Origin of the sequence: Streptomyces sp. NRRL WC-3618 (assembly GCF_001280005.1) — a bacterium.
Lineage (GTDB): Bacteria > Actinomycetota > Actinomycetes > Streptomycetales > Streptomycetaceae > Streptomyces.
Genome location: NZ_LGDW01000118.1, coordinates 159,781 through 186,100 on the forward strand (window position 1 = coordinate 159,781; position 26,320 = coordinate 186,100).

A 26,320-nucleotide genomic window follows, 5' to 3' on the forward strand; every position below is an offset into this window, starting at 1 on the left:
CGCGCCGCAGCGCCCCTTGGCGGGGTCGGGCAAACAAAGACGGCCGGCCCCGGAAAGCTCCGGGACCGGCCGTCGTCACTTAGCGCTGCTACGCCTCTACAGATCGACTTCCTTCATCAGCATGCCGACCTCCGTGTTGGACAGCCGACGCAGCCAGCCCGACTTCTGGTCGCCCAGGGTGATCGGACCGAAGGAGACGCGCACCAGCTTGTCGACCGGGAAGCCGGCCTCCGCGAGCATGCGGCGCACGATGTGCTTGCGGCCCTCGTGGAGGGTGACCTCGACGAGGTAGTTCTTGCCGGTCTGCTCGACGACCCGGAAGTGGTCCGCACGCGCGTACCCGTCCTCGAGCTGGATGCCGTCCTTGAGCTGCTTGCCCAGGTCACGCGGGATCGGGCCCACGATGTGCGCGAGGTAGACCTTCTTCACGCCGTACTTGGGGTGGGTCAGCCGGTGCGCCAGCTCACCGTGGTTGGTGAGCAGGATGACGCCCTCGGTCTCGGTGTCGAGCCGACCCACGTGGAAGAGCCGCGTCTCGCGGTTCGTCACATAGTCGCCGAGGCACTGCCGACCCTCGTTGTCCTCCATCGTCGAGACGACGCCCGCGGGCTTGTTCAGCGAGAAGAACTGGTACGACTGCGTGGCCACCGTCAGCCCGTCGACCTTGATCTCGTCGTTCTCGGGGTCGACTCGCAGCCCCTGCTCCACCACGATCTCGCCGTTGACCTCGACGCGTGACTGCTCGATCAGCTCCTCGCAGGACCGCCGGGAACCGTAGCCCGCACGCGCGAGGATCTTCTGCAGCCGCTCGCCCTCCTGCTCGGCGCCCGGGAACGTCTTCGGCAGCTTGACGTCCTTCTTGTCGGCGTACCGCTCCCGGTTGCGCTCCTCGGCCCGCGCGTCGTACTCACGAGAGGTCGCCGGCGCCCAGCGCCCACGGCCGGTGCCGCTGCTCTGACCCTGCCTCGGCCCGCCCTTGGCACCGCCGCGCGCGGAGGCACCGCGCCCGGACTTCGGACCGTCCGGGGTGGCACCCGGTCCCACGTCGTAGCGGCGCTCCTCGGGGCGCGGCTTACTGGGGCGACCCTGGGCCTGACCCTGGCCCTGAGCCTGGCCCTGACCGCGTCCCTGGCTCGGACCCTGACCGCGTCCCTGCCCCGGACCCTGGCCTCGCCCCTGACCCTGACCGCGCCCCTGGCCCTGGCCCTGGCCGCGCCTGTCGCCACCGCCGCTGCCGGCGCCGCGAGAGTTACCGCGCCCGCCACCACTCTTGCCACCGCTACCGCTGCCGCTACTGCTTCGCATCAAAATTCCGTCTGGTCGTCTGCGTCGTCTGCACCCGGAGCATCGGGAGCATCCGGATCGAACGACGGAACACCTTCCTGCGTCTCGGCCTCGATCGCGTCCGCCTCCGGGAGGAAGGGTGCGAGCTCCGGGAGTTCGTCCAGGCCTCGCAGGCCCATCCGCTCCAGGAAGTAGTTCGTCGTCGTGTACAGGATCGCACCTGTTTCGGGTTCCGTGCCCGCCTCCTGGACCAGACCGCGCTGCAACAGGGTCCGCATGACCCCGTCACAGTTGACTCCGCGGACGGCCGAGACCCGGCTGCGGCTGACCGGCTGCCGGTACGCGACGACCGCCAGCGTCTCCAGCGCGGCCTGCGTGAGCCGGGCCTGCTGCCCGTCCAGTACGAAGCCCTCGACGGCCGCCGCGTACTCGGGCCGCGAGTAGAAACGCCAGCCGCCGGCGATGAGCCGCAGCTCGAACCCACGCCCCTGGACGGTGTACTCGTCGGCCAGCGCGCGCAGGGCGTCCGCGATCTGCCGCCGGGGCCGCTGGAGGATCTTCGCGAGGTGTTCCTCGGTCGCGGGTTCGTCCACGACCATGAGGACGGCCTCCAGGGCGGGCCTGAGATCGAGATCGGCGACGGTCGGCGGCCCGGCCGGCACTTCGGGGGTCTCCTCGCTCACGCCTTCTCGTCCTTCCCTGGCTTCACCGGCTCCGGCGGCCGGTCGAACTCGTCGGTGACCGTCGGCTCCCGGTCGCCTTCCCCGCCCGTCCAGCGCACCACCAGCTCCCCGAGCGCGGTCTCCTGGTCCAGGGCGACGGCCTTCTCCCGGTACAGCTCCAGCAGCGCCAGGAACCGCGCCACGACGGTCAGCGTGTCCTCGGTGTCCTCGACGAGGTCCTGGAAGGTGGCCTCGCCCAGTTCCCGCAGCCGCGCGACCACGATCCGGGCCTGCTCCTGCACGCTCACCAGGGGCGCGTGGATGTGGTCGACGTAGACCTGCGGCCTGGGCCTGGGCTGCATCGCCTTCACGGCGAGCTTCGCGAACCCCTCCGCCCCGATGCTGATGACGACCTCGGGCAGCAGTTCGGCGTGGTGCGGTTCGAGGCCGACCGTACGGGGATACCGGCGGGCCTCGTCGTCGAGGCGCTGGTTGAGGATGTCGGCGATCTGTTTGTACGCGCGGTACTGGAGCAGCCGCGCGAACAGCAGGTCGCGCGCCTCCAGCAGCGCCAGGTCGGCCTCGTCCTCGACCTCGGCGGCGGGCAGCAGCCGCGCGGCCTTCAGGTCCAGCAGGGTGGCCGCGACGACCAGGAACTCGGTCGTCTGGTCGAGATCCCAGTCGGGCCCCATCGCCCTGATGTGCGCCATGAACTCGTCGGTCACCTTGGAGAGGGCGACCTCGGTGACGTCGAGCTTGTGCCTGGAGATCAGCTGGAGGAGGAGATCGAAGGGCCCCTCGAAGTTGGCGAGCCGGACCTTGAAGACCCCGTCATCGGGTTCGGGTGCCGACGGCGGAACCGGGGACTCCGGCACGTCCGCCGCCGCTTCCTCGACCCCCGCGCCCTCGGCCACGTCCTCTTCGACCGGGACCGGCGGCGCGCCCCCCGGCCCCCGCCCCAGCACACGCCGACGACCGGCGGAGCCGGGGCCGGATGCGGGGGCGTCGTTCGAGGTCATCGCCCACGCAGGCTACCGCTAGCGCCCGCGCAACCGTCGTACGAGAATGCTCGCGTCCCCACGGGACTCGAGATCCGCGAGCACCACCGCGACCGCCTCGCGCACGATGCGTCCGCGGTCGACCGCGAGCCCGTGCTCGCCTCGCAGCACGAGACGCGCGTGCTCCAGGTCCATGAGCTCCTCGGCGGAGACGTACACCGTGATCTTCTCGTCGTGCCGCTCACGCCCGCTGGGCCGCCGGGAAGGGGCCCGGCCACGCTTGCGGGACGCCGACACCGACTGCGGCGACGGACCCTGCTGGCCGGAGGCAGAACCTTCCTGCTCGTCCTGGCGCCGCATCGAACGCTCCGCGCCGGCACCCCGGCTGCGCGACTCCCCGGCCGGGTCCACGCCGGCGGCGACATGCTCGTCACCGTCGCCGTCGCCGCCCTGGACGGGCACCGAGTGCGGCGCGTCGTCCGAAGCGGCGGCCCCGTCGCTCTCCTGCGCGGGACCGGGCACCCGGACCTCGCCGTTGGCCTGGCGCCGGGGAGTGGACGACTGGAGCGCCATGCCCCCCGTGGTGCGGAACAGTTCGTCGGCCCCCGGCAGACTCACTCGGCGTGACACCGGGCGAGCACCTCCCTGGCGAGCTGGCGATAGGCGGCGGCACCGACGGAGTTCGAGGCGTACGTGGTGATCGGCTCGCCGGCGACCGTGGTCTCCGGGAAGCGGACCGTGCGTCCGATGACCGTGTGGTAGACGTGGTCGTCGAAGGCCTCGACGACACGTGCGAGCACCTCACGGCTGTGCACCGTGCGCGAGTCGTACATCGTGGCGAGGATCCCGTCGAGCTCCAGGTCCGGGTTCAGCCGCTCCTGGACCTTCTCGATGGTCTCCGTGAGCAGCGCGACACCACGCAGTGCGAAGAACTCGCACTCCAGCGGCACTATCACCTTGTGGGCCGCCGTCAGGGCGTTCACGGTGAGCAGGCCGAGCGAGGGCTGGCAGTCGATCACGATGTAGTCGTAGTCGGCCATGAGCGGCTTCAGGGCGCGCTGGAGCGTCGACTCGCGCGCGACCTCCGACACCAGCTGCACCTCGGCCGCCGACAGGTCGATATTGCTCGGCAGCAGGTCCATGTTCGGGACCGCGGTCTTGAGCAGGATCTCGTCCACGGACATCCCCCGCTCCATGAGCAGGTTGTAGACCGTCAGGTCGAGTTCCATCGGGTTCACACCGAGGCCCACGGAGAGGGCGCCCTGCGGGTCGAAGTCGACCAGCAGGACCCGGCGTCCGTACTCCGCGAGCGCAGCGCCCAGGTTGATGGTCGACGTGGTCTTGCCGACGCCGCCCTTCTGGTTGCACATCGCGATGATCGTCGCGGGGCCGTGACTGGTCAGCGGACCCGGGATCGGGAAGTAGGGCAGCGGGCGTCCGGTGGGACCGATGCGCTCGCGGCGCTGACGGGCCGCGTCGGGCGCGAGCGTGGCCGCGTACTCCGGATCGGGCTCGTACTCGGCGTCGGGGTCGTAGAAGTGCCCGTCGGGCAGTTCGTCGTAGTCGGCGAAGTGGTTGTGGACCCCGCCACTACCGTCGCCGGCCATGGCGTTCACGTGATGACCATCCATGCTCATGTGTCCTGGCCGAGTCACCACCGGCATCTGGTGACCCTGGTGGGCTGCGAAGGTGCGGACCGCGACGGAGCCGACAGCCGCGAGCCCCGTGGGGCCCGATCCCCGCGCCGGCATTCCTGGTTGACCACCCCCGGGAGTAAATGTCGACTCATTCACAAGTCGTCTTACCTCCTTGGTGACCAGGAAACTTCTCGATAGGTCAGCGTGGCACCATGCCGACGGTTGGCGACTCTATGGCGTGTCGGCCGTTCGCAGCAACACAATCCGCCGGACCCGGCCCGATGTGTCGGCAATGAAACATCCCGCTGTCAAGGGCGTACGGCCGTCGCACGGCAGGGTTCACCGGTGCGCGAATCGGTTGAAGCGTTACGTTCGAGGCGAGTTGAACGAGTATCGCAAAGTGACCATACACACATCCGGCCGAACCTTGTCGGGCAAGGTCCGGCCGGGTGCGGGCCGTTGACGACCCCTGTTGACGTATCGCCTTTTACCCGCTGATGACTTGGTCGTTTAGTCGACCGGGAGCACCCGCGAGGCGGCCGGGAACGTCAGCCGAGCAATGTCTCCAACGCCACGTGCTCCAGTCCGTGCGCCTCCGCGACCTCTCGGTAAACGACCTTGCCGTCATGGGTGTTGAGCCCCCGGGCGAGCGCCGGGTCGCTACGCAGCGCCGCCACCCAGCCACGGTCGGCGAGTTCCACGATGTACGGCAGCGTGGCGTTGGTGAGCGCGTAGGTCGAGGTGTTGGGCACCGCCCCGGGCATGTTGGCGACGCAGTAGAAGACCGATCCGTGGACCGGGAAGGTCGGTTCGGCGTGGGTGGTCGGACGCGAGTCCTCGAAGCAGCCGCCCTGGTCGATCGCGATGTCGACGAGGACGCTCCCCGGCTTCATCCGCGACACAAGCTCGTTGGTGACCAGCTTCGGGGCCTTGGCGCCGGGGATCAGCACGGCGCCGATGACGAGGTCGGCGTCCAGGACGGCCTTCTCCAGCTCGAAGGAGTTGGACATGATCGCCCGGACCTTGGTGCCGAAGACCTTGTCGGCCTCGCGCAGCTTGTTGATGTCGCGGTCGAGCAGCGTGACGTGGAAGCCCATGCCGACGGCGATCTGCGTGGCGTTCCAGCCGGAGACGCCGCCGCCGATGACGACGGCTCGCGCGGGCTGCGTGCCGGGGACTCCGCCGGGGAGCACGCCACGTCCGCCGACCGAACGCATCAGGTGGTAGGCGCCGACCTGTGGGGCCAGCCGGCCGGCGACCTCCGACATCGGGGCGAGCAGCGGCAGGGCGCGACCGGGCAGTTCGACGGTCTCGTAGGCGATCGCCGTGGTGCCGGACGCGACGAGCGCGTCGGTGCACGCCCTGGAGGCGGCCAGGTGCAGGTAGGTGAAGAGCGTCTGGTCCTTGCGGAGGCGGTGGTACTCCTCGGCGATGGGCTCCTTGACCTTCAGCAGCAGGTCGGCGGTGGCCCACACCTCGTCGGCCGTCGCGAGGATGCGCGCACCGGCGGCCACGAACTCGTCGTCGGTGATCGAGGAGCCGACGCCGGCGTTCTGCTCGATGACGACCTGGTGGCCGTGGCGCACCAGTTCATGCACCCCGGCGGGGGTGATGGCCACACGGAACTCGTTGTTCTTGACCTCGCGGGGGATGCCGACCTTCACGTCGATCACGGTCCTTGGCTCAGAGGATGTGGGGGCATAGCACTACATACCCGGACGTGCGGGGGCACACCAGGAGACCGCAGGAGAAGGTGCGGTAGAGCCAGTCTAATGAAGGTGTTCTCGCTGTCTAGCCTTTCAATGCATCAATCTTCTGCTGATGCGCTACGGATTTCGTAGGCGTTAGCGTCGCGTTCCAGGTCGGAGTCGTCCTCGGGGAGCTCCGACCGGTCCGCCCGCCCGACCTCCCGAGGGTCCTGCTCGTCGCGCAGCAGCCGCTCGGCCGCGCTCCGGTGCAGCCTCGCCGCCGTCGGATCGCCGAGGCGCTCCATCGTGTCGGCCAGCCGCAGCTGAAGCGCCGCCTGAAGTCGTACGTCGTCGGCGCGGCGGGCCCACTCCACCGCGTCCTGACAGGTGCGCAGCGACTCCTCGGGCCGCCCGGCGTACTCCTGGACCCTCGCCAGCTCGCTCAACGCCCGTGCGTGCGCGGCCACATCGCCGTTCTTGCGGTAACCGGCCACCGCGGCACGCCAGTTGCGCACCGCCTCGCCGTAGCGGCCCGCGTAGGTGTGCGCGGTGGCGATACGGCCGTACAGCCGGGCGGCGTCCTCGCGCTCGTCGCGCGCCAGGCGCTGGGCGAGGGCACGCCCGTACCAGTCGGCGGCGCGGTCGTAGTCCCCGAGCTCCTGGTGCGCGCCCCCTACGGATTCCGTCGCGCGTCCGGTCGCATACGGGTCGTTCGCCTCGCGTCCGGCGTCCAGAGCGGCCCGGTAGCGGGCCAGCGCGTCGTTCGTACGGCCGGTCTGCGCGTCCAGGTCGGCGAGGTTCAGCAGGGCGGCGGCCCGCTCGCGGGGCAGATTCCGGCGTTCGGCGACGTCGAGGACGAGGCGGTGCACGCCGTAGAGGTCGGGTGCGGCGGCCCGGGTGCCGATGTGCGCGACCATGGCCTTGACCAGGGCGGACATCAGCCGGCGGGCCAGCGTGTCCAGTTCACCGTCGGCCACGGCCAGCCGGGCCGCCGCGAGCAGGGCGGGCCGGCGGATCTCCAGCCAGTCCGCCGCCGCCCTCGGGTTCGGGAAGCGCAGCGAGCCGGGCGTGCCGAGGAGCTTCTCGCGGGCCAGCGGGCTGTCGGTCTCGGTGATGGCGCGGCAGGACACCAGCAGCCGCACCGTCCGCTCGAGCATCCGGGCGCGGGCCAGCTGGAGCTCGGCCGGGCGGTCCTGGGACTCGGCCAGGGGGCGCAGCAGGGGCAGCAGGCAGCCGGGGACCTCGTACTGCGGCAGCGGCGAGTCGACGGCCGTCAGCAGGCGCAGGGCGACGAAGTCGTCCAGGGTGGCGCGGGCGCCGCCGACCGAGCAGCCGGCCAGCGCGGAGGCCGTCTGAGGGTCGACCAGGCCGCCGGGGGCGAGCGAGAGCAGCCGCAGTATCCGGGCGGCCGGGTCCGGCAGCGAGGCGTACACGAGGCGGAAGACGCGGCTCAGGGCGGTGCCCTCGTCGCTCTCGGCGTGCAGTTGCTTGGCGAGGTCGGAGACGGCCGACTTGGGCCGGGCCGCGAGCCAGCCGCCGGCCAGCGTCAGCGCGGCGGGCTGCCCCTGGCACACCTCGGCGAGGGCTTCGGCGGAGCGCGGGTCCACGGTGACGCGCACCGACCCGGTGAAGCGTTCGAGCAGTTCCACGGCCGACTTGGTGTCGAGGCCGCCCAGGGTGCACGGGCGGACGTCGGAGATCCCGGTCAGCGGGCCCCCGGAGACGGCGACGGCCAGACAGTCGGGGTTGTCCGGCAGCAGCACGTCGACCTGCTCGGCGTCGGCCGCGTCGTCGAGCAGGAGCAGCATCCGGCGGTCGGCCAGCGCGTCGCGCAGCGCCTCGGACAGCTCGTCCTCGTCGGCGCCGGGCGGGGTGGGCAGCTCCAGGGCGGTCAGCAGCTCGCGCGCGGTGCGTTCGGTCGGCACGCGCGTGCCGTCGGGTTCGGCGAGCCGGGCGCGCAGTACACCGTCCGGGTAACTGTCCGCGACCTGCCGGGCCAGCTCCTCGGCGAGCGCGGTGCGACCCGAACCGGGCTTGCCCGCGATGAGCAGCACACGCGCGCGGGGCGCCTTGCGGCCCGCGAGAGTGTCGAGTCCGGCGCGCGCGATGTCGGCGCGCAGCTCCTTCAACTCTCTTGTCCGGCCGAGGAACTGACTGTCCGTAGGAGCGGGCGAGCGATCGTTTCCGGACAGCTTCACGCCGTCTGTGTCCACCGCCTGATCCGTCACGGGCCACACTCCCGTCCACCTGCACGCGCAAGCCCGCCGGGACTCCGGTTCGGGCGCTTACAGAGCCTAGTTCACGCTCTGCAACGATCCGTGCGGAGCACGGCGGGCAGGTCGCCCGATCGGATCAGGCGATGGTCGCACCGGGCGGCGCCAGGTGGCCCCAGAGGGCGTCTCAGGCGTCGAAGGGCCTGGCCGGCCACGGCGCCTCAGCCGGGCGCAGCGCGTCGAGCCCGTCGCCCTTCTCGGCCGCCACCAGCGAAAGGACGCCCACGACAAGGCAGTTGCTGTGCACGTCGCCGGCGAGGATGCCCCGGACGAGTTCCTCGACGGGCACGCGCGCGTACTCCATGTCGGCCTCCTCGTCCTCGACCTCGAAGCGCTGCCCGTCGGCCTCGGACAGATTCCGGGCCAGGAAGATCCGTACGGCCTCGTCGCAGCCGCCCGCCGTGGGGTAGACGTCGGCCAGCACCCGCCAGTCCTCGGCCTTGACGTGCGCCTCCTCGTACAGCTCGCGCTGGGCGGCGGCCAGCGGGTTCTCGCCGGGTACGTCGAGCAGGCCGGCCGGGATCTCCCAGAGCCGCTGACGGACGGGATGGCGGTACTGGCGGATCAGCAGGACCCGCCCGTCGTCGTCGATGGCGACGATGCCCACGGAGCCGGGGTGGACCTGGTAGTCGCGGCCCACGACCGAGCCGTCCGGCATGACCACCTCGTCGGTGCGCACAGAGGTCTTGTTGCCCACGAAGGGGGTCCCCGTCGCCCGGATCTCCCACTCCTCCGGAGCGTCCTTGATGATGGTCATGTCGACTTTTCCTCCCGCATCCCACATCCCGCCCACACACAAGAAACCGGCATCGGAGCAGCTCGAGAACCGGCACCAGAAACCGGGGCACGCAGCCCAAAAGGCGCGTACCCCGGTCACCGTACAGCCCTTGCGTTACTTGCCCGTCTTGCGCTGGACGGCGGCCTTGACGAGGCCGGCGAAGAGCGGGTGGGGGCGGGTGGGACGGGACCGCAGCTCCGGGTGGGCCTGGGTGGCCACCAGGTAGGGGTGGACCTCCCGCGGGTACTCGACGTACTCCACCAGCTTGCCGTCCGGGGAGGTGCCGGAGAACTGCAGACCGGCCTTCTTCTCCAGCTCGGCGCGGTAGCTGTTGTTGACCTCGTAGCGGTGCCGGTGGCGCTCCTCGACGTACTCCTTGCCGTCGTACACCTCGCGCACGATGGAGCCCTCGGCGAGCTTGGCCGGATACATGCCCAGGCGCATCGTTCCGCCCATGTCTCCGTCGCCCGCGACGATGTCGAGCTGTTCGGCCATCGTCGAGATGACCGGGTGGGCGGTCGCGGCGTCGAACTCCGTCGAGTTGGCGTCCTCGATGCCCGCCAGGTGGCGGGCCGCCTCGATGACGATGCACTGCAGGCCCAGGCACAGCCCCAGCAGCGGGATCTTGTTCTCGCGGGCGTACTGGATCGCGCCGACCTTGCCGGACACGCCGCGGTCGCCGAAGCCGCCCGGGATGCAGATCGCGTCCACGTCCGCCAGCTGCTTCTTCGCACCCGCGGGGGTCCTGCAGTCGTCGGAGGTGACCCACTTGATCTTCACGCGCGCGTGGTTCGCGAAGCCGCCGGCGCGCAGCGCCTCGGTGACCGAGAGGTAGGCGTCGGGCAGGTCGATGTACTTGCCGACCAGGGCCAGGTTGATCTCGTGGGCGGGGTTGTGGACGCGGTCCAGGAGGTCGTCCCAGGTCGTCCAGTCCACGTCCCGGAAGGGCAGGTCCAGCTTGCGGACGACATAGGCGTCCAGGCCCTCGCGGTGCACGGTCTTGGGGATGTCGTAGATCGAGCGGGCGTCCGGGCAGGCGACCACGGCGGCCTCGTCGACGTCGCACATCAGCGAGATCTTGCGCTTGATCGCGACGGGGACCTCGCGGTCGCAGCGCAGCACGATGGCGTCCGGCTGGATACCGATGTTCCGCAGGGCCGCCACGCTGTGCTGGGTCGGCTTGGTCTTCAGCTCGCCGGAGGGGCCGATGTAGGGCAGCAGCGAGATGTGGACGACGAAGACGTTGTCGCGGCCGACCTCGTGGCGGACCTGGCGCACGGTCTCCAGGAAGGGCAGCGACTCGATGTCGCCGACCGTGCCGCCGACCTCGGTGATGACGACGTCGACCTCGTCGGTGGCCATCCGGCGGATGCGGTGCTTGATCTCGTTGGTGATGTGCGGGATGACCTGGACGGTGTCGCCCAGGTACTCGCCGCGCCGCTCCTTCGCGATCACCGTCGAGTAGATCTGGCCGGTGGTGACGTTGGCCGAGCCGTCGAGGTCGCGGTCGAGGAAACGCTCGTAGTGGCCGATGTCCAGGTCGGTCTCGGCGCCGTCATGCGTGACGAACACCTCACCGTGCTGGAAGGGGTTCATCGTGCCGGGGTCGACGTTGAGGTAGGGGTCGAGCTTCTGCATGACGACCCGCAGGCCTCGCGCCTTGAGGAGCATGCCGAGGCTGGAGGCCGTCAGCCCCTTGCCGAGCGAGGAGGCGACACCCCCGGTGACGAAGATGTGCTTGGTCGTCGTGGCGTTGCTGTTTCGAAAAGCAGCGGGTGTCATGGCCAAGGCGGGGCTCCCGTGGTCGCGGTCTGGGGTGCGGTACGGCCGCCCGGCCCGGAGCTTTCCGGGCTTTCGTTGGAGGAGCCGTCGCTGCGGTTCGGGGGTTTCCTGCCCACCGGTCCACGGGCTACCAGGGTATCAGCGACCCGGGGGCATGGCTTCCGGGCACGCTCCGCGCACACGCGGACACACATCTCCTACACGAGTCACCGCCACCGCGTCCGGCGCTCACCCGAAACAGTGCCCGCTCTTTAGAGCTTCACTCGTTCAGCGGACCCGGGTTGCCCAGAGCGGCACGCGGATCATCTGAGTGCGTCGTATGCTCCTCGGACACTCGCTGCCGAGCCCGGCCGGCAACACGGCACCACCCCCGTCCGTAACCCCGGAACAACGAGAGCTCGTCAGTCCGTTGAGCAAAGATTGGTGTTTGCTTCACCGCTCAACGACGCTAGAAACAACGAACCCTTGACCGCAAGATCGAGACCCCCTTTTCCTGATCGGGGGCGACGTGGCCATTCGACTGGAGTTGCACGTGGCCGGGCTCATCGAGGACTACGCACTCATCGGCGACATGCAGACCGCCGCACTGGTCTGCCGGGACGGCACAGTCGACTGGCTGTGCCTGCCCCGCTTCGACTCCCATGCCGTCTTCGCAGGACTGCTCGGCACCGAGGAGCACGGCTTCTGGCGTCTCGGTCCCGCGCACGCAACGGACGCACAACCGCCCACGGCGGCCCGCCGTCGCTATCGCGGCGACTCGCTGATCCTGGAATCGGAGTGGGACACGCCACGCGGCACGGTCAGAGTGACCGATTTCATGCCCCCTCGCGACGGCGCCCCCCAGCTGATCCGCATCGTGGAGGGCGTCAGCGGCCGCGTGCCGATGCGCTCGACCCTGCGGATGCGGTTCTCGTACGGCCGTGTCGTGCCGTGGGTGCACCGGCACGAGGGCCGGACGGTGGCTGTCGCGGGCCCCGACTCGGTGTGGTTCGACACCACCGCCGAGACGTACGGCAAGTCCCTGACGACGTACTCCGACTTCACGGTGGCGCCCGGTGACCGGATCGCGTTCACCATCTCCTGGGAGCCCTCGCACAAGCAGCCGCCCGCGCTGCCCGAGCCGGAGCAGTCCCTCGAGGCCACCGAGGAGTTCTGGCGCGAGTGGGTCGAGCAGTGCACGTACCACGGCCCCTACCGGGAGGCCGTCGTCCGCTCACTGATCACGCTGAAGGCCCTGACGTACGCGCCGACCGGCGGCATCGTCGCCGCCCCCACCACCTCCCTCCCGGAGGACATCGGCGGCGTACGCAACTGGGACTACCGCTACACCTGGCTGCGCGACGCGGCCATCACCCTCTCCTCACTCCTGCGCACCGGCTACCGCGACGAGGCCCGCGCCTGGCGCGAGTGGCTGCTGCGGGCGGTCGCCGGCGACCCCGAGAACCTGCAGATCATGTACGGCATCGCGGGCGAACGGGAGCTGGGCGAGGCCGAGTTGGACTGGCTGCCCGGCTACGAGAACTCGGGCCCCGTCCGGGTCGGCAACGGCGCCGCGCACCAGCTCCAGCTGGATGTGTACGGCGAGGTCACCGAGGCCCTGCACCTGGCCCATATGACGGGCCTGGCCCGCAACGACTACGCCTCCCTGCTCCAGCTGAAGCTGATCCGCTACCTGGAGCGGCACTGGGACGAGCCCGACGAGGGCATCTGGGAGGTGCGCGGTCCGCGCCGCCACTTCGTGCACTCCAAGGTCATGGCCTGGGTCGCGGTGGACCGCACGATCAAGCTCATCGAGTCCGGCGACGCGGACGGCCCGCTGGAGCAGTGGCGCGAACTGCGCGACGACATCCACCGGGACGTGTGCGAGAAGGGCTACGACAAGGAGCGCAACACCTTCACCCAGTCGTACGGCTCGAAGGAACTGGACGCCTCCCTGCTGCTCATCCCGCAGATGGGCTTCCTGCCTCCCGACGACAAGCGCGTCATCGGCACCATCGAGGCCATCCAGCGCGAGCTGTCCACCCCGGACGGCTTCATCCTGCGCTACCCGACCTCGGGCGGCGAGGAGAACCTGGACGGTCTGCCGGGCGACGAGGGCGCGTTCCTCGCCTGTTCGTTCTGGATGGCGGACGACCTGGCGATGATCGGCCGGGTCGACGAGGCCCGCAAGCTCTTCGAGAAGCTCCTCGACCTCCGCAACGACCTGGGCCTGCTGGCCGAGGAGTGGGACCCGCGCCTCAAGCGCCAGGTGGGCAACTTCCCCCAGGCCTTCAGCCACGTCCCCCTCATCGACACGGCTCTGCGCCTGACGGCATCGGGGGCGTACGGCGGCTGAGCGCGACCGATGGGCCGCGTCCACCTAGTCTGGGAAGCACATAAAAGCCCCTTTTCGGAAGGGGGCGGCCATGGCTACCCACTCCACGGCGGGCGCGGCCCTTTCCGCGTTGCGCGAGGATCTGACCGGCGACGTGTTCGCCCCGGGGAACGCTGGGTACGACGACGCCCGGACCGTCTTCAACGCCATGATCGACCGCCGTCCGGCGGTGATCGCGCAGTGCGCCGACGAAGCCGACGTGGTGCGTTCCGTTCTCTTCGCCCGTGACCTGGATCTGCGTGTCGCGGTGCGCGGAGGCGGCCACAGCGTGGCGGGCATGGGCGTGAACGACAACGGTCTGGTGATCGACCTGCGCCGGATGCACGAGGTGAGCGTCTGTCGGGCGACGCAGTCGGTACGGGTCCAGGGCGGCGCCCTGCAGAGCCACCTGGACCGGGCGACCGGGCCGCACGGACTGGCGACCACCGGCGGCCGGGTCTCCACCACCGGCGTCGCCGGCTTCGTGCTCGGCGGTGGCAGCGGCTGGCTCGACCGGACGTACGGACTCGCCGTCGACAACCTCATCGGCGCCGACCTGGTCACCGCCGACGGCACCGAGGTCCACGCGAGCGCCGAGCAGAACCCGGAGCTGTTCTGGGCGCTGCACGGCGGCGGCGGAAACTTCGGCGTCGCGACCTCGCTCACCCTGAGACTGCACGAACTGCCCGCGTTCTCCGTCGCCCTGCTGCTCTACCTCCCGGAGTTCGGCGATGAGGTCGCGCGCACGTACCGCGACGTGATCGAGGCCGGCCCGGTCGAGGCGAGCGGCGGCGTCATCTATCTCACCGCCCCGCCCGAGGAGTTCGTCCCGCCGCATCTGGTCGGACAGCTGCTGTGCGGCGCGCTGCTCACGTACACGGGCACCGAGGACGACATGCGCAAGCTCGCCGAACCGCTGCTGGCGCTGCCGCACGAGGTGGAGATCGTCACCGCGATCCCGTACGCCGACTTCCAGTGCATGCTCGACGACCCGCCCGGCCTGCGGAACTACTGGTCGGCGGAGTACCTGACGGGCGCGCCCGAGGAGTTCGTGGACGTCTTCTGCGCTCTCGGCAACGGCATGCCCGTGCCCACCGTCACCAAGAGCGCGCTGTTCCCGCTCGGCGGTGCCATCGCCGACGGCCCGTCCGAGTACCCCGTCCCCTACCGGGACGCCCAGTGGGCCGTCCACCCCTACGGCTGCTGGGAGCACCCGGCGGACGACGAACGCTGCGTCCAGTGGGTGCGCGACGTCCGCACCCGCGTCCAGCCCTGGAGCACCGGCGCGGTCTACCTCAACTTCATCGGCGACGAGGGCCCGGAGCGCGTGATCGCGGGCCTGGGCGCCGAGAACACGCGCCGGCTCGCGTCGCTGAAACGGCAGTACGACCCGGACAACGTCTTCCGCTTCAACCACAACATCGTTCCGTCGTAGCCGAACCGCTGACCCCGCCAAGGCGCAGATCGTCAGCCGTACGTAGGTGCGGGTAGCGTCCGCTGCATGGACAGCCGCGCGCAGAGCCGTTTCGAGACCCAGGGCGCCGGGATCACGGTGCGGCGGGCGCTCGAGCTGCCCGGGCTGCGCAGTGGGCTGCCGGAGATCCTGGCGGGCGCCGAACGGCTGGGGCGGACCGTGCGGTGGGTGCACGCGGGCGAGGTCCCGCACATCGCCTCGCTGCTCAAGGGCGGCGAGCTGCTCCTGACGACCGGATACGGGCTCGGCACCCGTCCGGCCGAGCAGCGCGCGTTCGTCCGTACCCTCGCCGAGCGGGGTATCGCGGCGCTCGTCGTGGAGCTGGGGCCCCGCTTCACCCGGCTGCCGGCGGCCCTCGTGGAAACGGCCCGGTCGACCGGTCTCCCGCTGGTCCAGCTGCACCGCGAGGTGCCGTTCGTGGCCGTCACGGAGGAGATCCACACCGAGATCGTCAACGGCCACTACGCGCTGCTCCAGCGGGCCGAGGAGGTCCACCGGCGCTGCACGCAGGCTCTGCTGAGCGGCGGCGGCATCCCGCAGGTCCTCGGCATCCTGGCCGACTTCAGCGCCAACCCGGTGTTCCTGGAGACGACGGACGGCCGGCTTCTGTACGCCGCCGGAGCAGGCCCCGAGGGCGCCGACCCACTCCAGGTGTGGGAGGGCCTGCGCGCCACGCAGAAGGACACGCCGCCCACCGGTTCCGTGCTCGTGGACGTCCCCGGGGGCGGCCTTGGCGCCGGTTCGGTCCGCGCGCGTCTGGTGCTGCTGCCCGTCCTCGAACCGCTTGCCCCCGTCCACCGCATCGCCGCCGAGCGGGCCGCGGGGATCCTGGCCGTCGTCCTGATGCAGGCCCGCCAGGAGGAGGAGCTGGCGGCGCGTGGGCGCGGCGACTTCCTCACCGATCTCGCCGAGGGCCGCGTCGACGCGGAGGCCGCGCCCGCGCAGGCCCGCGTCCTCGGCTTCAAGCCCGGCGCCGGGCCACTGCTGCCGGTGGTGATGCGGGTCGGCGACACCTTGTCCCCGGGCGGCGGCTGGGCGGTGCTGGCGCGGGCGGTCGCGGAGGAGCTGACGGCGGTGGGCGTACCGGTGCTGCTGGGCGTGCGGCCTGTCGAGGGGCGCGTGCCGCTGCTGGTGGGCCTGCGTACGGAGGCGGAGCGCCCGGGGGTCGCCGACCGGGTGGCGGCGGCGCTGTGGGCGGGTGTGGAACGCGCCGGGATGCGGCGCCCGGGCGCCCAGCCGCCGGTCGTCGTGGTGGGCGTCGCCGGCGGCTGGGCAGCGGCCTCGGCGGGCCTGCGTCACGCGGCGGAGACGGCGACGGCGGCGCAGGGCCTGCCGGACCGGCCCTGGTACGACGCCCGCCGCCTGGACATCGACCTCTTGCTGTGGCGCCTGCGTGACCAACCGGACCTGGCGGCCTTCGTGGACCGCGCGATCGGCCCGCTGCGCACCCACGACGACCGCTCCAAGCCCCCGCTGCTGCCCACGCTGGAGACGTACCTGGCGCACGCGGGCCGCAAGGCGGAAACGGCCCGCGAACTCCACCTCAACCGCCAGACCCTCTACAACCGCCTCGCGAGAATCGGGGAGTTGCTGGGCACGGACCTGGACGACCCGCAGACGGTGCTGGCACTGAGCCTGGCGCTCCGGGCCCGCAGACACGTGAGCTGAGTCGGGCCGGCCTGCGCACGGACCGCTCAGCTCAGCGGCCGCAGTTGCGTGAACTCGTCGTAGACGCTGAGCACTTGGGCGACGGTCTCGTCCTCGGTGGGCCAGGTGCCGATCTGCTGGACGCCCCGCTCCCGGAGGTCTTCCCTGCGCTCCGGATCCCCCAGCAGCCGCACCACGGCAGCGCCGAGCGCCGCCGCGTCACCGTAGGGGACGAGTTCGGCCGCGTCCCCGACCAACTCGGGTACGCCTCCCACGGCGGCCGCGATCAGCGGCACGCGCGCGTGGAGCGCTTCCTGGGCGAAGACGGAGCGCGACTCCCAACGGCTGGGCAGAAGCGCGAGGTCGGCGGCGGTGAGCAGCTCGCTCACGTCGTCACGGTGCCCGACGAGCCGTGCCGGCAGCCCCTCGTTCTCAATGCGGCCCTGCAACTCCGCCCGCAGCGGCCCCTCCCCCGCGATCACCAGGAGCGGCACGGGATCGAGGCGACGCCACGCGCATACGGCGTCCAGCAGGACGTCGTACCCCCGGTGCCGGTCGAGGGAGCCGACGGCGATGAGCAACGGGCGGTCCGTGGCGCCGAGTTCGGCCCGGGTCTTGGACCGGTCGGACTCGTCCCGCCCCGTGGCCATGTCCGGGGCGGGCATCGCCACCGCGGACAGCCGGGCGTCCCTGGCCCCGCGTCGCCTGGCCCGGTCAACGAGGTCGGAGGAGGTCCCGAGGACGACGGCGGCGGCCTTCACGACCCGGCGCTCCAGCACCCTCAGCAGATGGGCGCGCGGCCCTTCGACGTACGCGCGGTTGTGCCAGGTGACGACGAGCGGGGTGCGGCGCCCGCTGAGCGCGAGGGCGGCCCGGAAGGAGGCGTGCAGCCCGTGCGCGTGCACGAGGTCGGCGTTCGAACAGGCCGCGCGCAGCGCCGCCACCGAGCCGGGGTCGCTGCTGCGGGGAATGGGCACGTGTTCGGCACCGGCGCCGGTGAAGTCGTAGGCGCTGTCGGCATCGGTGGGGGCGCACACGGTGACCCGCACGCCTCTCGCCACGAGCCCCGCGGCCAGCGAACGCACGTGCGTGCTGCTGCCGGCGTTGCCGCCGCCGAGCACCTGCACGGTGCGCAGCGACGACTGACCGTGCGGTGAGTGGCTGGTCACGTGGCCGGGGGCTCCTGGTTCGGCGTCGGGCGGTCACGAAGAGGGGTGACGGAAGGCTACGGACGAAACGTACAGAAGGATGGGGCGGAAGGGGTGTACCGCGCGGCTTCCTCCGGATACGGCTTCTTCCGGATACGGGGGGATTCCGTGCTCCTTCAAGGATGCCAGGACGTCCGGGTGTTCCGAACCAGGGAGGGGCAGGGCGGGTCACTCGCCCGGGTGAGACAGATCCCACTGACCGTCAGGTGTTCGAACGTCAGCCGTCCGCTCTGGCCGCCGCCAGCAACTCCTCCGCGTGTGCCCGCGCCGTCTCCGAGTCCTCCTGCCCGGCCAGCATCCGCGACAGCTCCCGTACCCGTTCCTCGCCCTCCAGCACCTTGACGCCCGACCGGGTCACCGACCCGTCGTTGGTCTTCTCCACCAGCAGCTGCCGGTCGGCGAACGCGGCGACCTGCGGCAGGTGCGTCACGACGACGACCTGGGCACTCTTCGCCAGCTTGGCCAGCCGCCGCCCGATCTCCACGGCCGCCTTGCCGCCCACCCCGGCGTCGACCTCGTCGAACAGATAGGTGGGCACCGGATCGGTCCCCGCGAACACGACCTCCACGGCCAGCATCACCCGAGACAGCTCACCCCCGGACGCGCCCTTGGCGATGGGCCGGGCGGGCGCCCCTGGATGCGGGGCGAGCAGCAGTTCGACCTCGTCGGCGCCGGACGGTCCGTAGGCGACGGTACGCCCGTCGACCTCGACCCCCTCCGGGTCCTCGGTCTGCCGGATGTCGAACGACACGCGCGCGTGGGGCATGGCGAGCGAGGCCAGCTCGGCGGTCACGGCGGCCGCGAACCGCGAGGCGGCCTCCGTCCGCGCATCCGTCAACGCCTGTGCCATGCCGCTCAGTTCGCGGCGCAGGGAGTCCCGCTCGGCGGTCAGCTCACCGATCCGCTCGTCGTCGCCGTCGAGTTCGAGCAGCCGCGCCGCACCTTCCTCGGCCCAGGTGAGCACTCCGGCCACACCGGCGCCGTACTTCCGGGTCAGCGCGGTGAGCGCGGCCCGCCGTTCCTCCACGGCCGCCAGCCGCAGCGGATCGGCGTCCAGGTCGTCGGCGTACCCCGCCAGCTCCCCGGCGACGTCCCCGAGCAGGATGCCGAGCTCGCCGATCCGGTCGGCGAGCGCGGCGAGGGCCGCGTCGTGCGACCGTACGGCCTCCAGGGCCCGGTGGGCGCCCGCGACGAGCGTGGCGGCGTCGATGCCCTCGGGGTCCTCGGGGTTGCCGGCCAGGGCGGCGTGGGCGACGGTCGCGGCCGAGGCCAGCGCCTCCGCGTGACCGAGCCGCTCCGCCTCCTCGGCGAGCTCGGCGTCCTCGCCGGCCCGCGGCTCCACGGCGGCGATCTCGTCGAGCCCGTACCGCAGCATGTCGGCTTCCTGGGCCCGCTCACGCGCGCGCGTGGTGATCTCGTCCAGCTCGTTGGAGACGGCTCTCAGCCGCCGGTACGCCTCCGCGTACTTGGTGAGCGGCGCGGCGACCGCGTCCCCCGCGTACCGGTCGAGCGCCGCCCGCTGCCGGGACAGCTTGAGCAGCCCCTGCTGGTCGGTCTGCCCGTGCACGGCCACCAGTTCGTCGGCCAGCTCGGCCAGCACGCCCACAGGCACGGAACGCCCGCCCAGATGCGCCCGTGAACGCCCCTCGGCGGAAACGGTACGGCTGATGAGCAGCGCCCCGTCGTCCAGCTCGGCGCCGGCCTCCTCGGCCCGCAGGACGGCCGCCCCGCCCGGAGGCACGGTGATCCGCCCTTCCACGACCGCGTTCCTGGCCCCGATCCGCACCAACGCCGCATCGGCCCGCCCACCGAGCAGCAGCCCGAGGCTGGTCACGACCATGGTCTTGCCCGCACCGGTCTCGCCCGTCACGGCAGTAAAGCCGGGCGACAACTCGACGACAGCATCGTCAATGACGCCGAGTGACCGTATCCGCATCTCCTCCAACACGAACACGACCATACGAGGTCAGCCACCAGAAGTGCGACGGCCCCCACCCCGTTGTCACGAACGCCCAGGTGACAAGGCCCGATAAAGGGCGCCTTGTCACCCAGGGGAGTGGACGGACGGTAGGGGCGCGGGGCTGTATCTGATCTGCGGCTCCGCCGCGCGGGCGCGACAAGCCACAGCGCACCCGCACCCGCCATCGAATCCAAGCCACCCCCCACACACAGCGTCAGTGAGGAGCCCCGCGCCACCCGGAAACAGGCAACGCGAACTTCGCCACCAACCGATCGGTGAACGAGGCATGGTGCAGCCGAGCCAACCGCACCGGCACAGCCCCCCGCCGAACCTCCACCCGCGCCCCGGGCGGCAACTCCACAGTCCGCCGCCCGTCACACCACAGCACCCCCGGAGGAATGTGCGGCAGAACCTCCACAGCGAGCACGGAATCCGGCGACGTCACCAACGGCTTCGCGAACAGCGCGTGCGCACTGATCGGCACCATCAACAGCGCCTCCACCTCGGGCCACACCACAGGCCCACCCGCGGAGAAGGCGTAGGCGGTCGACCCGGTGGGCGTCGACAGACAGATGCCGTCACACCCGAACCCGGTCACCGGCCGCCCGTCGATCTCCAGCACGACCTCGAGCAGCTTCTCCGCGGACACCTTCTGCACGGCCGCCTCGTTCAGCGCCCAGTCTGTGTGCACGATGTTCCCGTTCTGGTGGACGACGACGTCGATGGTCATCCGTTCCTCGACCTCGTACGCCTTCGTCACCACCCGGTCGACAACCTTGTCGAGGTCGTCGCGCTCGGCCTCGGCGAGGAAGCCGACGCTACCGAGGTTGACGCCGAGCATCGGCACCCCGGACGCCCGGGCGAACTCGGCGCCGCGCAGCAGCGTCCCGTCGCCGCCCAGCACGATGAGCAGCTCGCAGCCGTCGAGACACTGTGCGGTGGCCTCCTCGATCAGCTCCACCTCCGGCGGCAGCGGCAGGTCGGCCGCCTCCGCCGCGAGCACCCGCACCCCGAGTCCGGAGCGCACCAGCCCCTGGACCACCAGTTCGGCACTTCTGATCGCGGCCGGCCGCCCGGTGTGGGCGAGCAGGAAAACAGTACGATCTCGGGTCGTAGTCAACGAGGCCCCTCCGCCACTGCACGGTCAACATCGGCCGGGTTGAGTTCGGGTGCGCCGGCCCGCAGCCACAGAAAGTACTCGACGTTCCCCGACGGCCCGGGCAGCGGGCTGGCGGTCACGCCCTGTACACCCAGCCCCAACTGCCCGGCACGGGCGGCAACTCCACGTACCGCCTCGGCACGCAGTTCGGGACTGCGTACGACTCCTCCACTGCCCAGTCGTTCCTTCCCCACCTCGAACTGTGGTTTGACCATCATCACCAGGTCGGCATCGGGTGCCGCGCACCGCGCAAGGGCGGGCAGCACGAGACCGAGCGGGATGAAGGACAGATCCCCCACGACAAGATCCACTGGTTCCCCATCGATCGCTTCGAGCGTCAACTCGCGTACGTTCGTACGGTCCTTGACGGTGACGCGTTCATCGCTTTGGAGAGACCACGCGAGTTGTCCGTACCCCACGTCCACGGCGACGACGTGCGCGACACCGGCGCGCAGCAGTACGTCGGTGAATCCGCCGGTGGACGCGCCGGCGTCCAGCGCCCGCCGTCCGCCGACCTTCAGCCCCTGCGGTACGAAGACCTCCAGGGCACCCGCGAGCTTGTGGCCGCCCCGGGAGACGTACTCGGGATCGTTGTCGTCGGTCACGACGACGATCGCCGCGGCGGTCTCCACCTGGGTGGCGGGCTTGGTCGCGACGGTCTTGCCGACGGTGACCCGCCCGGCGGCGATCAGCTGGCTCGCGTGCTCACGCGAGCGCGCGAGCTTCCGCCGCACCAGCTCGGCGTCAAGACGGCGGCGTGCCACTCCTGCCACGTTCGGTTCAGCTCCTGGGGTCGTACGTCGTCGGGGGCGCCGGAGGTCCCGGGCGGGCGTCGAGCGCGGTGAGCGCGTCGCGCAGCCCCCGGTGTACATCCTCGTACACCTCCACATGTCCGTCCGTGGCGAGGTGGTCGGCGTCACCGAGCCGCGCGAGCTGGGCGTCGACGTCCGCGTTGCCCGTGGACACGCAGGGGATGTTCAGCGGGGCCGGGGCGGCGGGGCCGGCGCCGGATTCGCCGGCCGCCTCCGCGGCCACGTCCGAAGCCGCGTCGCAAGCCGTGTCCGTAGCCGAAACCGGAACCGGTTTCCCCTCCGGGCCCTCGGCCGAGGGCACTGAGTCGTTCATGCCCTGACGCTACCGCGAACGGCTGAGGTACCGTCGTGCCCGATGGCGACGATTGAGGAGTGCCGCAGCGCACTCGACAGGCTCTCGGACAACATGACGGGCGCGAACGGGGACGTACGCGAGGCGGCGGCCCTGGACCGCTCGCTGAGCTGCCGTATCACCGATCTGGACGTCACCTTCGTGGGACGTCTGCAAGGCGGCCGTATCGAGGTCCAGGACACCCTCCAGGGCCCACCCCGGGAGAAGGCCGAGATCAGGCTCACCATGTCCGGCGACGATCTGCTGGCGATGGTGGCCGGCGAGCTGAACTTCGCGAAGGCGTGGGGCTCGGGGCGGGTGAAGCTGGAGGCGAGCCTGCGGGACCTGTACCGCCTCAGAAAACTTCTGTAGCAACCTTCGTACGCGCCGCGCGCACGGCACATAGCGGTCGGTGCGTTCGGCGACCCCGGTCGACTCCCCCTCGCTGCTGCGTGCCCCCTCACAACCCCAGCCGCGCCAGCGCCTTCCCCGCGTCCAACGCGCACGCCCCGTCCCCCGCAGCCGTCCAGGCCGCCGCACAGAGCGCGCGAAGCCCGTCGAGCGCCTCCCCGTCCCCTGTCAGCTCCAGCCGCTCCTCCCCCGCCGTGGCCGTCCACCCCCCGCACCGGAAACCGTCGCCCGCGTCCGTCACCTCGGGCTGCCCGGTCAGCAGACCCCTCAGATCGGCGTCGACGTAGGTGGGCCGGTGCTGCGGCGGCGCGGCCAGCAGCTGCGCGCCGTCCGCCACGCCGGTCAGCACCAGCAGCGAGTCGACGTCCCCGTTGAACGCGCCTTCGATGTCCGTGTCCAGCCGGTCCCCGACGACCAGGGGCCGCTTCGCACCGGTCCTCAGCACTGTCTCCCGGTGCATGGGCGGCAACGGCTTGCCCGCCACCTGCGGTTCGGCCCCGGTCGCGATGCGCACGACCTCCACCGCGGCCCCGTTGCCCGGCGCGATCCCGCGTGCGCTCGGAATCGTCAGGTCGGTGTTGGACGCGAACCAGGGCACCCCACGCGCGATGGCGTAGCACGCCTCCGCGAACCGTCCCCAGGGCAACTCGGGCCCGCCGTACCCCTGTACGACGGCCACCGGCTCGTCCTCGGCCGACTCGACGGGCTCGAGCCCGCGCTCCCGCAGCGCGACCCGCAGCCCCTCACCGCCGATCACCAGCACGCGCGCCCCCGCCGGCACCTGGTCGGCGATCAGCCGGGCCACTGCCTGAGCCGAGGTGATGACGTCCGAGCCCTCCGTCGCTATGCCCAGCTCGGTGAGGTGCTCGGCCACGGCGTCCGGCGTACGCAACGCGTTGTTGGTGACATAGGCGAGCCGCATCCCACCGTCACGGGCGACACCGAGCGACTCGACGGCGTGCACGATCGCGTTGCCCCCCGCGTACACCACCCCGTCGAGGTCGAGCAGCGCCGTGTCGTACGCCTCGCTGAGGGCCCGCGTACTGCCCTCGGGCCGTGTCCTGGCGGTCTGGCTCATTTGCGCATCGCTCCTCGGTCGACCGGCTTTCCCCGATCATCCCCCATGGCACTGACAGCCCTACGATGCACCAATGAACTCTGCAGGTCCCGCGGACGTACCGGCTCGCATGGGCCTTCAACTGACCCCTTTCCGGGGGCTTCGCTACGACCCCGACCGGGTCGGCAGCCTGGCCGCCGTGACCTCTCCGCCGTACGACGTCATCGTGCGCCCGGACGGCCTGATACATCTCGAGTCGGCCGACCCGCACAACATCGTCCGGCTCATCCTCCCCCAGGCGGCGACCCCGTCCATCCGCAACGAACAGGCCGCCGACACCCTCGACGACTGGCTGGCCGAAGGCATCCTGACCACCGACCCCGAACCCGCCCTGTACGTCTACGAGCAGCGCGACCCGACCGGCCACCTCCAGCGCGGGGTGATCGGCGCCCTGCGCCTGTCGGAGCCGTCGGAGCGCGTCGTTCTGCCCCACGAGGACGTCATGCCGCATGTGGTGGCGGAACGCGCGGCCCTGATGCGCGCCACCTACGCGAACCTGGAACCTCTCCTCCTGACCTACCGGAGCGGCAATTCGGCCGACGCGTCGCCGTACGCCACGAGCACGGTGGTCGAACGCGTGGCCACCCGCCCCCCGTTGCTCGCGACGACCACGGAGGACGGTTTCAGCCATCGTCTGTGGGCGGTCACCGACCCTGCCGAACTGGCAGGGATCCAGGCGGATCTGGCGAATCATCAGGCCCTCATCGCCGACGGCCACCACCGCTGGGCGACGTATCTGCGTCTACGCGCGGAGCATGCGTCCCCCAGCCCCTGGGACCACGGTCTGGTACTCCTCGTGGACACCGCCCGCTACCCGCTGCGCGTCCGCGCGATCCACCGCCTCCTGCACGGCCTCCCGGTCCCCGAGGCCCTGTCAGCCCTGGAGGGCCACTTCCGGGTACGTCACCTGGCGGCCCCGCTCCCTGAGGCGCTCACGGCCCTCGCGGAGGCGGCCACCGCTGGCAACGCCTTCCTCCTGGCCGGCGACGGCGCCTTCCACCTCCTGGACCGCCCCGACGAGGGCCTTCTGGCCCGTACGATCCCGGCCGATCGTCCACAGGCCTGGCGCACCCTGGACGCGACGGTCCTGCACGCGACGCTGCTCGCCCACATCTGGCGCATTCCCGAGGACTCACCGGCGCGCATCGCGTACATCCACGACACCGCGGCAACGGTGGAGAAGGCGGAACGGGACGGCGGGACGGCGGTCCTGATGCACCCGGTCCGCGAGGAGGTCGTACGAGACCTGGCCCGCCAGGGCGTGACGATGCCCCGCAAGTCGACGTCGTTCGGCCCCAAGCCGGCCTCGGGCCTGGTCCTGCGCAGCCTCGCGCACTGAAACGCAGAAGGGCGGGACCCCTGACCGGGATCCCGCCCTTCACCGATTACCGCAGGTCAGCGCTGGCTGCCCTCATCGTCGCCCGGAACGTCGTCGTCGCTGTCGTCGCTGTCGTCATCTGCGACGCTGTCAGCCACTTCAACAGTCCCGACCGTCGCGCCGGACTCGATCACGACGGGCTCGACGCCCTCGCTCGCGTCCTCGCCTTCGCCGTCGTCCTCATTCTCATTCTCATCCTCGTCGAAGGCATCGACGAACTCCACGCCGTCCAGCTCGGCAAGGCGATCCGAGGCGTTCGTGCTGCCGTCCTTGTCGGACTCGATGGCCTTGGCGAACCACTCCCGCGCCTCGTCCTCACGCCCGGCCGCCAGCAGCGCGTCGGCATACGCGTACCGCAGTCGCGCGGTCCACGGCTGCACCGAGTTGGAAGCCAGCTCGGGGCTCTGCAGGGTCACGATGGCCGCGTCCAGCTGATCCATGTCACGCCGGGCACCGGCCGCGACGAGCCGCATCTCGACCTGCCCGGCCTTGTCCAGCTTGTGCACCTCGGGCGCTCCGGCCATGTCGAGCGCCTTCTCGGGCCGCCCGAGTCCACGCTCGCAGTCGGCCATGACAGGCCACAGATCGACGTTCCCCGTCATCCTGCGAGCCGCACGGAACTCGGCCAGCGCCTCGCTGTACTTCTGGCTGGCGTACGCGGCGAACCCGGCCGCCTCTCGCACGGCGGCCACACGCGAAGCCAGCCGCAGAGCCACCCGCGAGTACCCGTAGGCACCCTCGGGGTCCTCGTCGATGAGCCGGGCGACCATCACCAGGTTCTTGGAGACCTCCTCAGCCAGCCCCTTGGGCAGGCTCATGAGCTCCTGGCGTACGTCCTTGTCGATCTCGTCGCCCGTGACGTCCTCGTCGATCGGCAGCCGCTTGATCGGCTCCCGGTCCCGGTCACGCTCGTCACGGAACCGCCCACCATCGCGCCGGTCATCGCCCCGACGGTCGTCACGCCCCCGGAAACCGCCGCCGCCACCGGGGCGTCCCCCACGGTCGTCCCGCCCACGGAACCCACCACCGTCGGCGGGCCGGCCGCCGCGGTCGTCACTCCGGCCACGGAACCCACCGCGATCGTCGTCCCGACGGACGAAGCCACCGCGCTCACCACGGCTGTCATCGCGACGGAACCCGCCACGGTCGTCCTCACGCCGGAAGCCACCACGATCGCCTTCACGACGGTCGTCACGCCCACGGAAGCCACCGCCGGCGGGGCGACCACCTCGGTCGTCGTCACGCCGGAAACCACCACCGGCCGGACGGCCACCACGGTCGTCATCACGCCGGAAACCACCACCGGCCGGACGCCCACCACGGTCGTCATCACGCCGGAAACCACCACCGGCCGGACGCCCACCACGG

21 protein-coding genes and 1 pseudogene are annotated in these 26,320 nt (G+C 71.2%); 5 read left to right on the forward strand and 17 right to left on the reverse strand.

Features of this window, described 5'->3' with window-relative positions:
- Positions 1 to 96 precede the first annotated feature (96 nt).
- The 9 genes from ADL01_RS14585 to ADL01_RS14625 all read right to left on the reverse strand — a co-directional run bounded on the left by ADL01_RS14585 (position 97) and on the right by ADL01_RS14625 (position 11,102).
- Positions 97 to 1,305 (reverse strand): pseudouridine synthase, encoded by a 1,209-nt coding sequence (locus ADL01_RS14585; RefSeq protein ID WP_053742406.1) that lies wholly within the window; start codon positions 1,303 to 1,305, stop codon positions 97 to 99.
- Positions 1,305 to 1,967 carry an SMC-Scp complex subunit ScpB gene (gene scpB, locus ADL01_RS14590; RefSeq protein ID WP_053742407.1) on the reverse strand — a complete coding sequence of 221 codons (663 nt, stop codon included), beginning with the start codon at positions 1,965 to 1,967 and terminating at the stop codon, positions 1,305 to 1,307. Before scpB ends, ADL01_RS14585 begins: the two co-directional genes overlap by 1 nt.
- Positions 1,964 to 2,965 carry a segregation and condensation protein A gene (locus ADL01_RS14595; protein WP_053742408.1) on the reverse strand — a complete coding sequence of 334 codons (1,002 nt, stop codon included), beginning with the start codon at positions 2,963 to 2,965 and terminating at the stop codon, positions 1,964 to 1,966. The genes scpB and ADL01_RS14595 overlap by 4 nt, the downstream gene beginning before the upstream one ends.
- A gap of 18 nt (positions 2,966 to 2,983) precedes the next feature.
- A complete protein-coding gene (locus ADL01_RS14600; RefSeq protein WP_053742409.1) occupies positions 2,984 to 3,574 on the reverse strand; it encodes a hypothetical protein in 591 nt (196 codons plus the stop codon).
- Complete coding sequence (locus tag ADL01_RS14605) at positions 3,559 to 4,695, reverse strand: ParA family protein (RefSeq protein ID WP_078960508.1); 1,137 nt, start codon at positions 4,693 to 4,695, stop codon at positions 3,559 to 3,561. Before ADL01_RS14605 ends, ADL01_RS14600 begins: the two co-directional genes overlap by 16 nt.
- Before the next feature lie 434 nt (positions 4,696 to 5,129).
- Positions 5,130 to 6,245, reverse strand: a complete 1,116-nt coding sequence (ald, locus tag ADL01_RS14610; RefSeq protein ID WP_053742436.1) for an alanine dehydrogenase — start codon at positions 6,243 to 6,245, stop codon at positions 5,130 to 5,132.
- 143 nt (positions 6,246 to 6,388) lie between these two features.
- On the reverse strand, positions 6,389 to 8,497 hold the full coding sequence (locus ADL01_RS14615) for a tetratricopeptide repeat protein (protein WP_053742410.1): 2,109 nt from the start codon (positions 8,495 to 8,497) through the stop codon (positions 6,389 to 6,391).
- Between the two features lie 172 nt (positions 8,498 to 8,669).
- Positions 8,670 to 9,299, reverse strand: coding sequence for an NUDIX domain-containing protein (locus tag ADL01_RS14620; RefSeq protein ID WP_053742411.1), 630 nt, complete (start codon positions 9,297 to 9,299; stop codon positions 8,670 to 8,672).
- A 135-nt stretch (positions 9,300 to 9,434) separates the two neighbouring features.
- Positions 9,435 to 11,102, reverse strand: a complete 1,668-nt coding sequence (locus ADL01_RS14625; protein WP_053742412.1) for a CTP synthase — start codon at positions 11,100 to 11,102, stop codon at positions 9,435 to 9,437.
- 508 nt (positions 11,103 to 11,610) lie between these two features.
- Here ADL01_RS14625 and ADL01_RS14630 point away from each other — a divergent pair.
- From ADL01_RS14630 to ADL01_RS14640, 3 genes are all read left to right on the forward strand, one after another.
- On the forward strand, positions 11,611 to 13,437 hold the full coding sequence (locus tag ADL01_RS14630; protein ID WP_234354627.1) for a glycoside hydrolase family 15 protein: 1,827 nt from the start codon (positions 11,611 to 11,613) through the stop codon (positions 13,435 to 13,437).
- 70 nt (positions 13,438 to 13,507) lie between these two features.
- Entirely contained in the window at positions 13,508 to 14,890 is a 1,383-nt protein-coding gene (locus ADL01_RS14635; RefSeq protein WP_053742414.1) for an FAD-binding oxidoreductase, read from the forward strand.
- Between the two features lie 66 nt (positions 14,891 to 14,956).
- The gene (locus ADL01_RS14640; RefSeq protein WP_053742415.1) at positions 14,957 to 16,597 is read left to right on the forward strand and encodes a PucR family transcriptional regulator; all 1,641 of its coding nucleotides are present in this window, start codon (positions 14,957 to 14,959) and stop codon (positions 16,595 to 16,597) included.
- A 26-nt stretch (positions 16,598 to 16,623) separates the two neighbouring features.
- Here the strand turns inward: ADL01_RS14640 and ADL01_RS14645 are convergent, their stop codons facing one another.
- From ADL01_RS14645 to ADL01_RS14665, 5 genes are all read right to left on the reverse strand, one after another.
- Complete coding sequence (locus ADL01_RS14645) at positions 16,624 to 17,745, reverse strand: glycosyltransferase family 4 protein (protein WP_053742416.1); 1,122 nt, start codon at positions 17,743 to 17,745, stop codon at positions 16,624 to 16,626.
- 256 nt (positions 17,746 to 18,001) lie between these two features.
- On the reverse strand, positions 18,002 to 19,744 hold the full coding sequence (recN, locus tag ADL01_RS14650) for a DNA repair protein RecN (RefSeq protein WP_199834825.1): 1,743 nt from the start codon (positions 19,742 to 19,744) through the stop codon (positions 18,002 to 18,004).
- 214 nt (positions 19,745 to 19,958) lie between these two features.
- Positions 19,959 to 20,864: an NAD kinase gene (locus ADL01_RS14655; protein ID WP_053742417.1), complete on the reverse strand. Its 906-nt coding sequence runs from the start codon at positions 20,862 to 20,864 to the stop codon at positions 19,959 to 19,961.
- Positions 20,861 to 21,676: a TlyA family RNA methyltransferase gene (locus tag ADL01_RS14660; RefSeq protein WP_053742418.1), complete on the reverse strand. Its 816-nt coding sequence runs from the start codon at positions 21,674 to 21,676 to the stop codon at positions 20,861 to 20,863. The genes ADL01_RS14655 and ADL01_RS14660 overlap by 4 nt, the downstream gene beginning before the upstream one ends.
- Positions 21,677 to 21,683: 7 nt before the next feature.
- Positions 21,684 to 22,028 carry a hypothetical protein gene (locus tag ADL01_RS14665; RefSeq protein ID WP_078960510.1) on the reverse strand — a complete coding sequence of 115 codons (345 nt, stop codon included), beginning with the start codon at positions 22,026 to 22,028 and terminating at the stop codon, positions 21,684 to 21,686.
- Positions 22,029 to 22,070: 42 nt separating this feature from the next.
- Between ADL01_RS14665 and ADL01_RS14670 the strand changes: the two genes are divergently transcribed.
- Positions 22,071 to 22,418 (forward strand): alkyl sulfatase C-terminal domain-containing protein, encoded by a 348-nt coding sequence (locus tag ADL01_RS14670; protein WP_053742420.1) that lies wholly within the window; start codon positions 22,071 to 22,073, stop codon positions 22,416 to 22,418.
- 88 nt (positions 22,419 to 22,506) lie between these two features.
- Here ADL01_RS14670 and ADL01_RS14675 read toward each other — a convergent pair whose 3' ends face one another.
- Positions 22,507 to 23,535, reverse strand: a complete 1,029-nt coding sequence (locus ADL01_RS14675; RefSeq protein WP_053742421.1) for an HAD hydrolase-like protein — start codon at positions 23,533 to 23,535, stop codon at positions 22,507 to 22,509.
- 73 nt (positions 23,536 to 23,608) lie between these two features.
- On the opposite strand from ADL01_RS14675, the gene ADL01_RS14680 reads away from it, so the two are divergent.
- Positions 23,609 to 24,913: a DUF1015 domain-containing protein gene (locus tag ADL01_RS14680; protein WP_053742422.1), complete on the forward strand. Its 1,305-nt coding sequence runs from the start codon at positions 23,609 to 23,611 to the stop codon at positions 24,911 to 24,913.
- 56 nt (positions 24,914 to 24,969) lie between these two features.
- Here the strand turns inward: ADL01_RS14680 and ADL01_RS14685 are convergent, their stop codons facing one another.
- Complete coding sequence (locus ADL01_RS14685; protein ID WP_053742423.1) at positions 24,970 to 25,770, reverse strand: tetratricopeptide repeat protein; 801 nt, start codon at positions 25,768 to 25,770, stop codon at positions 24,970 to 24,972.
- Positions 25,767 to 26,320: pseudogene (locus ADL01_RS47495) on the reverse strand (hypothetical protein); the annotation flags it as partial. The gene ADL01_RS14685 and the pseudogene ADL01_RS47495, both read right to left, overlap by 4 nt.

Bases quoted from the DNA above. Each gene is read 5' to 3' on its own strand.
- ADL01_RS14585 (WP_053742406.1), bottom strand. From the start codon at position 1,305: ATGCGAAGCAGTAGCGGCAGCGGTAGCGGTGGCAAGAGTGGTGGCGGG.
- ADL01_RS14595 (WP_053742408.1), bottom strand. From the start codon at position 2,965: ATGACCTCGAACGACGCCCCCGCATCCGGCCCCGGCTCCGCCGGTCGT.
- ADL01_RS14605 (WP_078960508.1), bottom strand. From the start codon at position 4,695: ATGCCGGCGCGGGGATCGGGCCCCACGGGGCTCGCGGCTGTCGGCTCC.
- ADL01_RS14620 (WP_053742411.1), bottom strand. From the start codon at position 9,299: ATGACCATCATCAAGGACGCTCCGGAGGAGTGGGAGATCCGGGCGACG.
- ADL01_RS14625 (WP_053742412.1), bottom strand. From the start codon at position 11,102: ATGACACCCGCTGCTTTTCGAAACAGCAACGCCACGACGACCAAGCAC.
- ADL01_RS14635 (WP_053742414.1), top strand. From the start codon at position 13,508: ATGGCTACCCACTCCACGGCGGGCGCGGCCCTTTCCGCGTTGCGCGAG.
- ADL01_RS14640 (WP_053742415.1), top strand. From the start codon at position 14,957: ATGGACAGCCGCGCGCAGAGCCGTTTCGAGACCCAGGGCGCCGGGATC.
- recN (WP_199834825.1), bottom strand. From the start codon at position 19,744: ATGGTCGTGTTCGTGTTGGAGGAGATGCGGATACGGTCACTCGGCGTC.
- ADL01_RS14665 (WP_078960510.1), bottom strand. From the start codon at position 22,028: ATGAACGACTCAGTGCCCTCGGCCGAGGGCCCGGAGGGGAAACCGGTT.
- ADL01_RS14670 (WP_053742420.1), top strand. From the start codon at position 22,071: ATGGCGACGATTGAGGAGTGCCGCAGCGCACTCGACAGGCTCTCGGAC.
- ADL01_RS14675 (WP_053742421.1), bottom strand. From the start codon at position 23,535: ATGAGCCAGACCGCCAGGACACGGCCCGAGGGCAGTACGCGGGCCCTC.
- ADL01_RS14680 (WP_053742422.1), top strand. From the start codon at position 23,609: ATGAACTCTGCAGGTCCCGCGGACGTACCGGCTCGCATGGGCCTTCAA.
- ADL01_RS14685 (WP_053742423.1), bottom strand. From the start codon at position 25,770: ATGAGCCTGCCCAAGGGGCTGGCTGAGGAGGTCTCCAAGAACCTGGTG.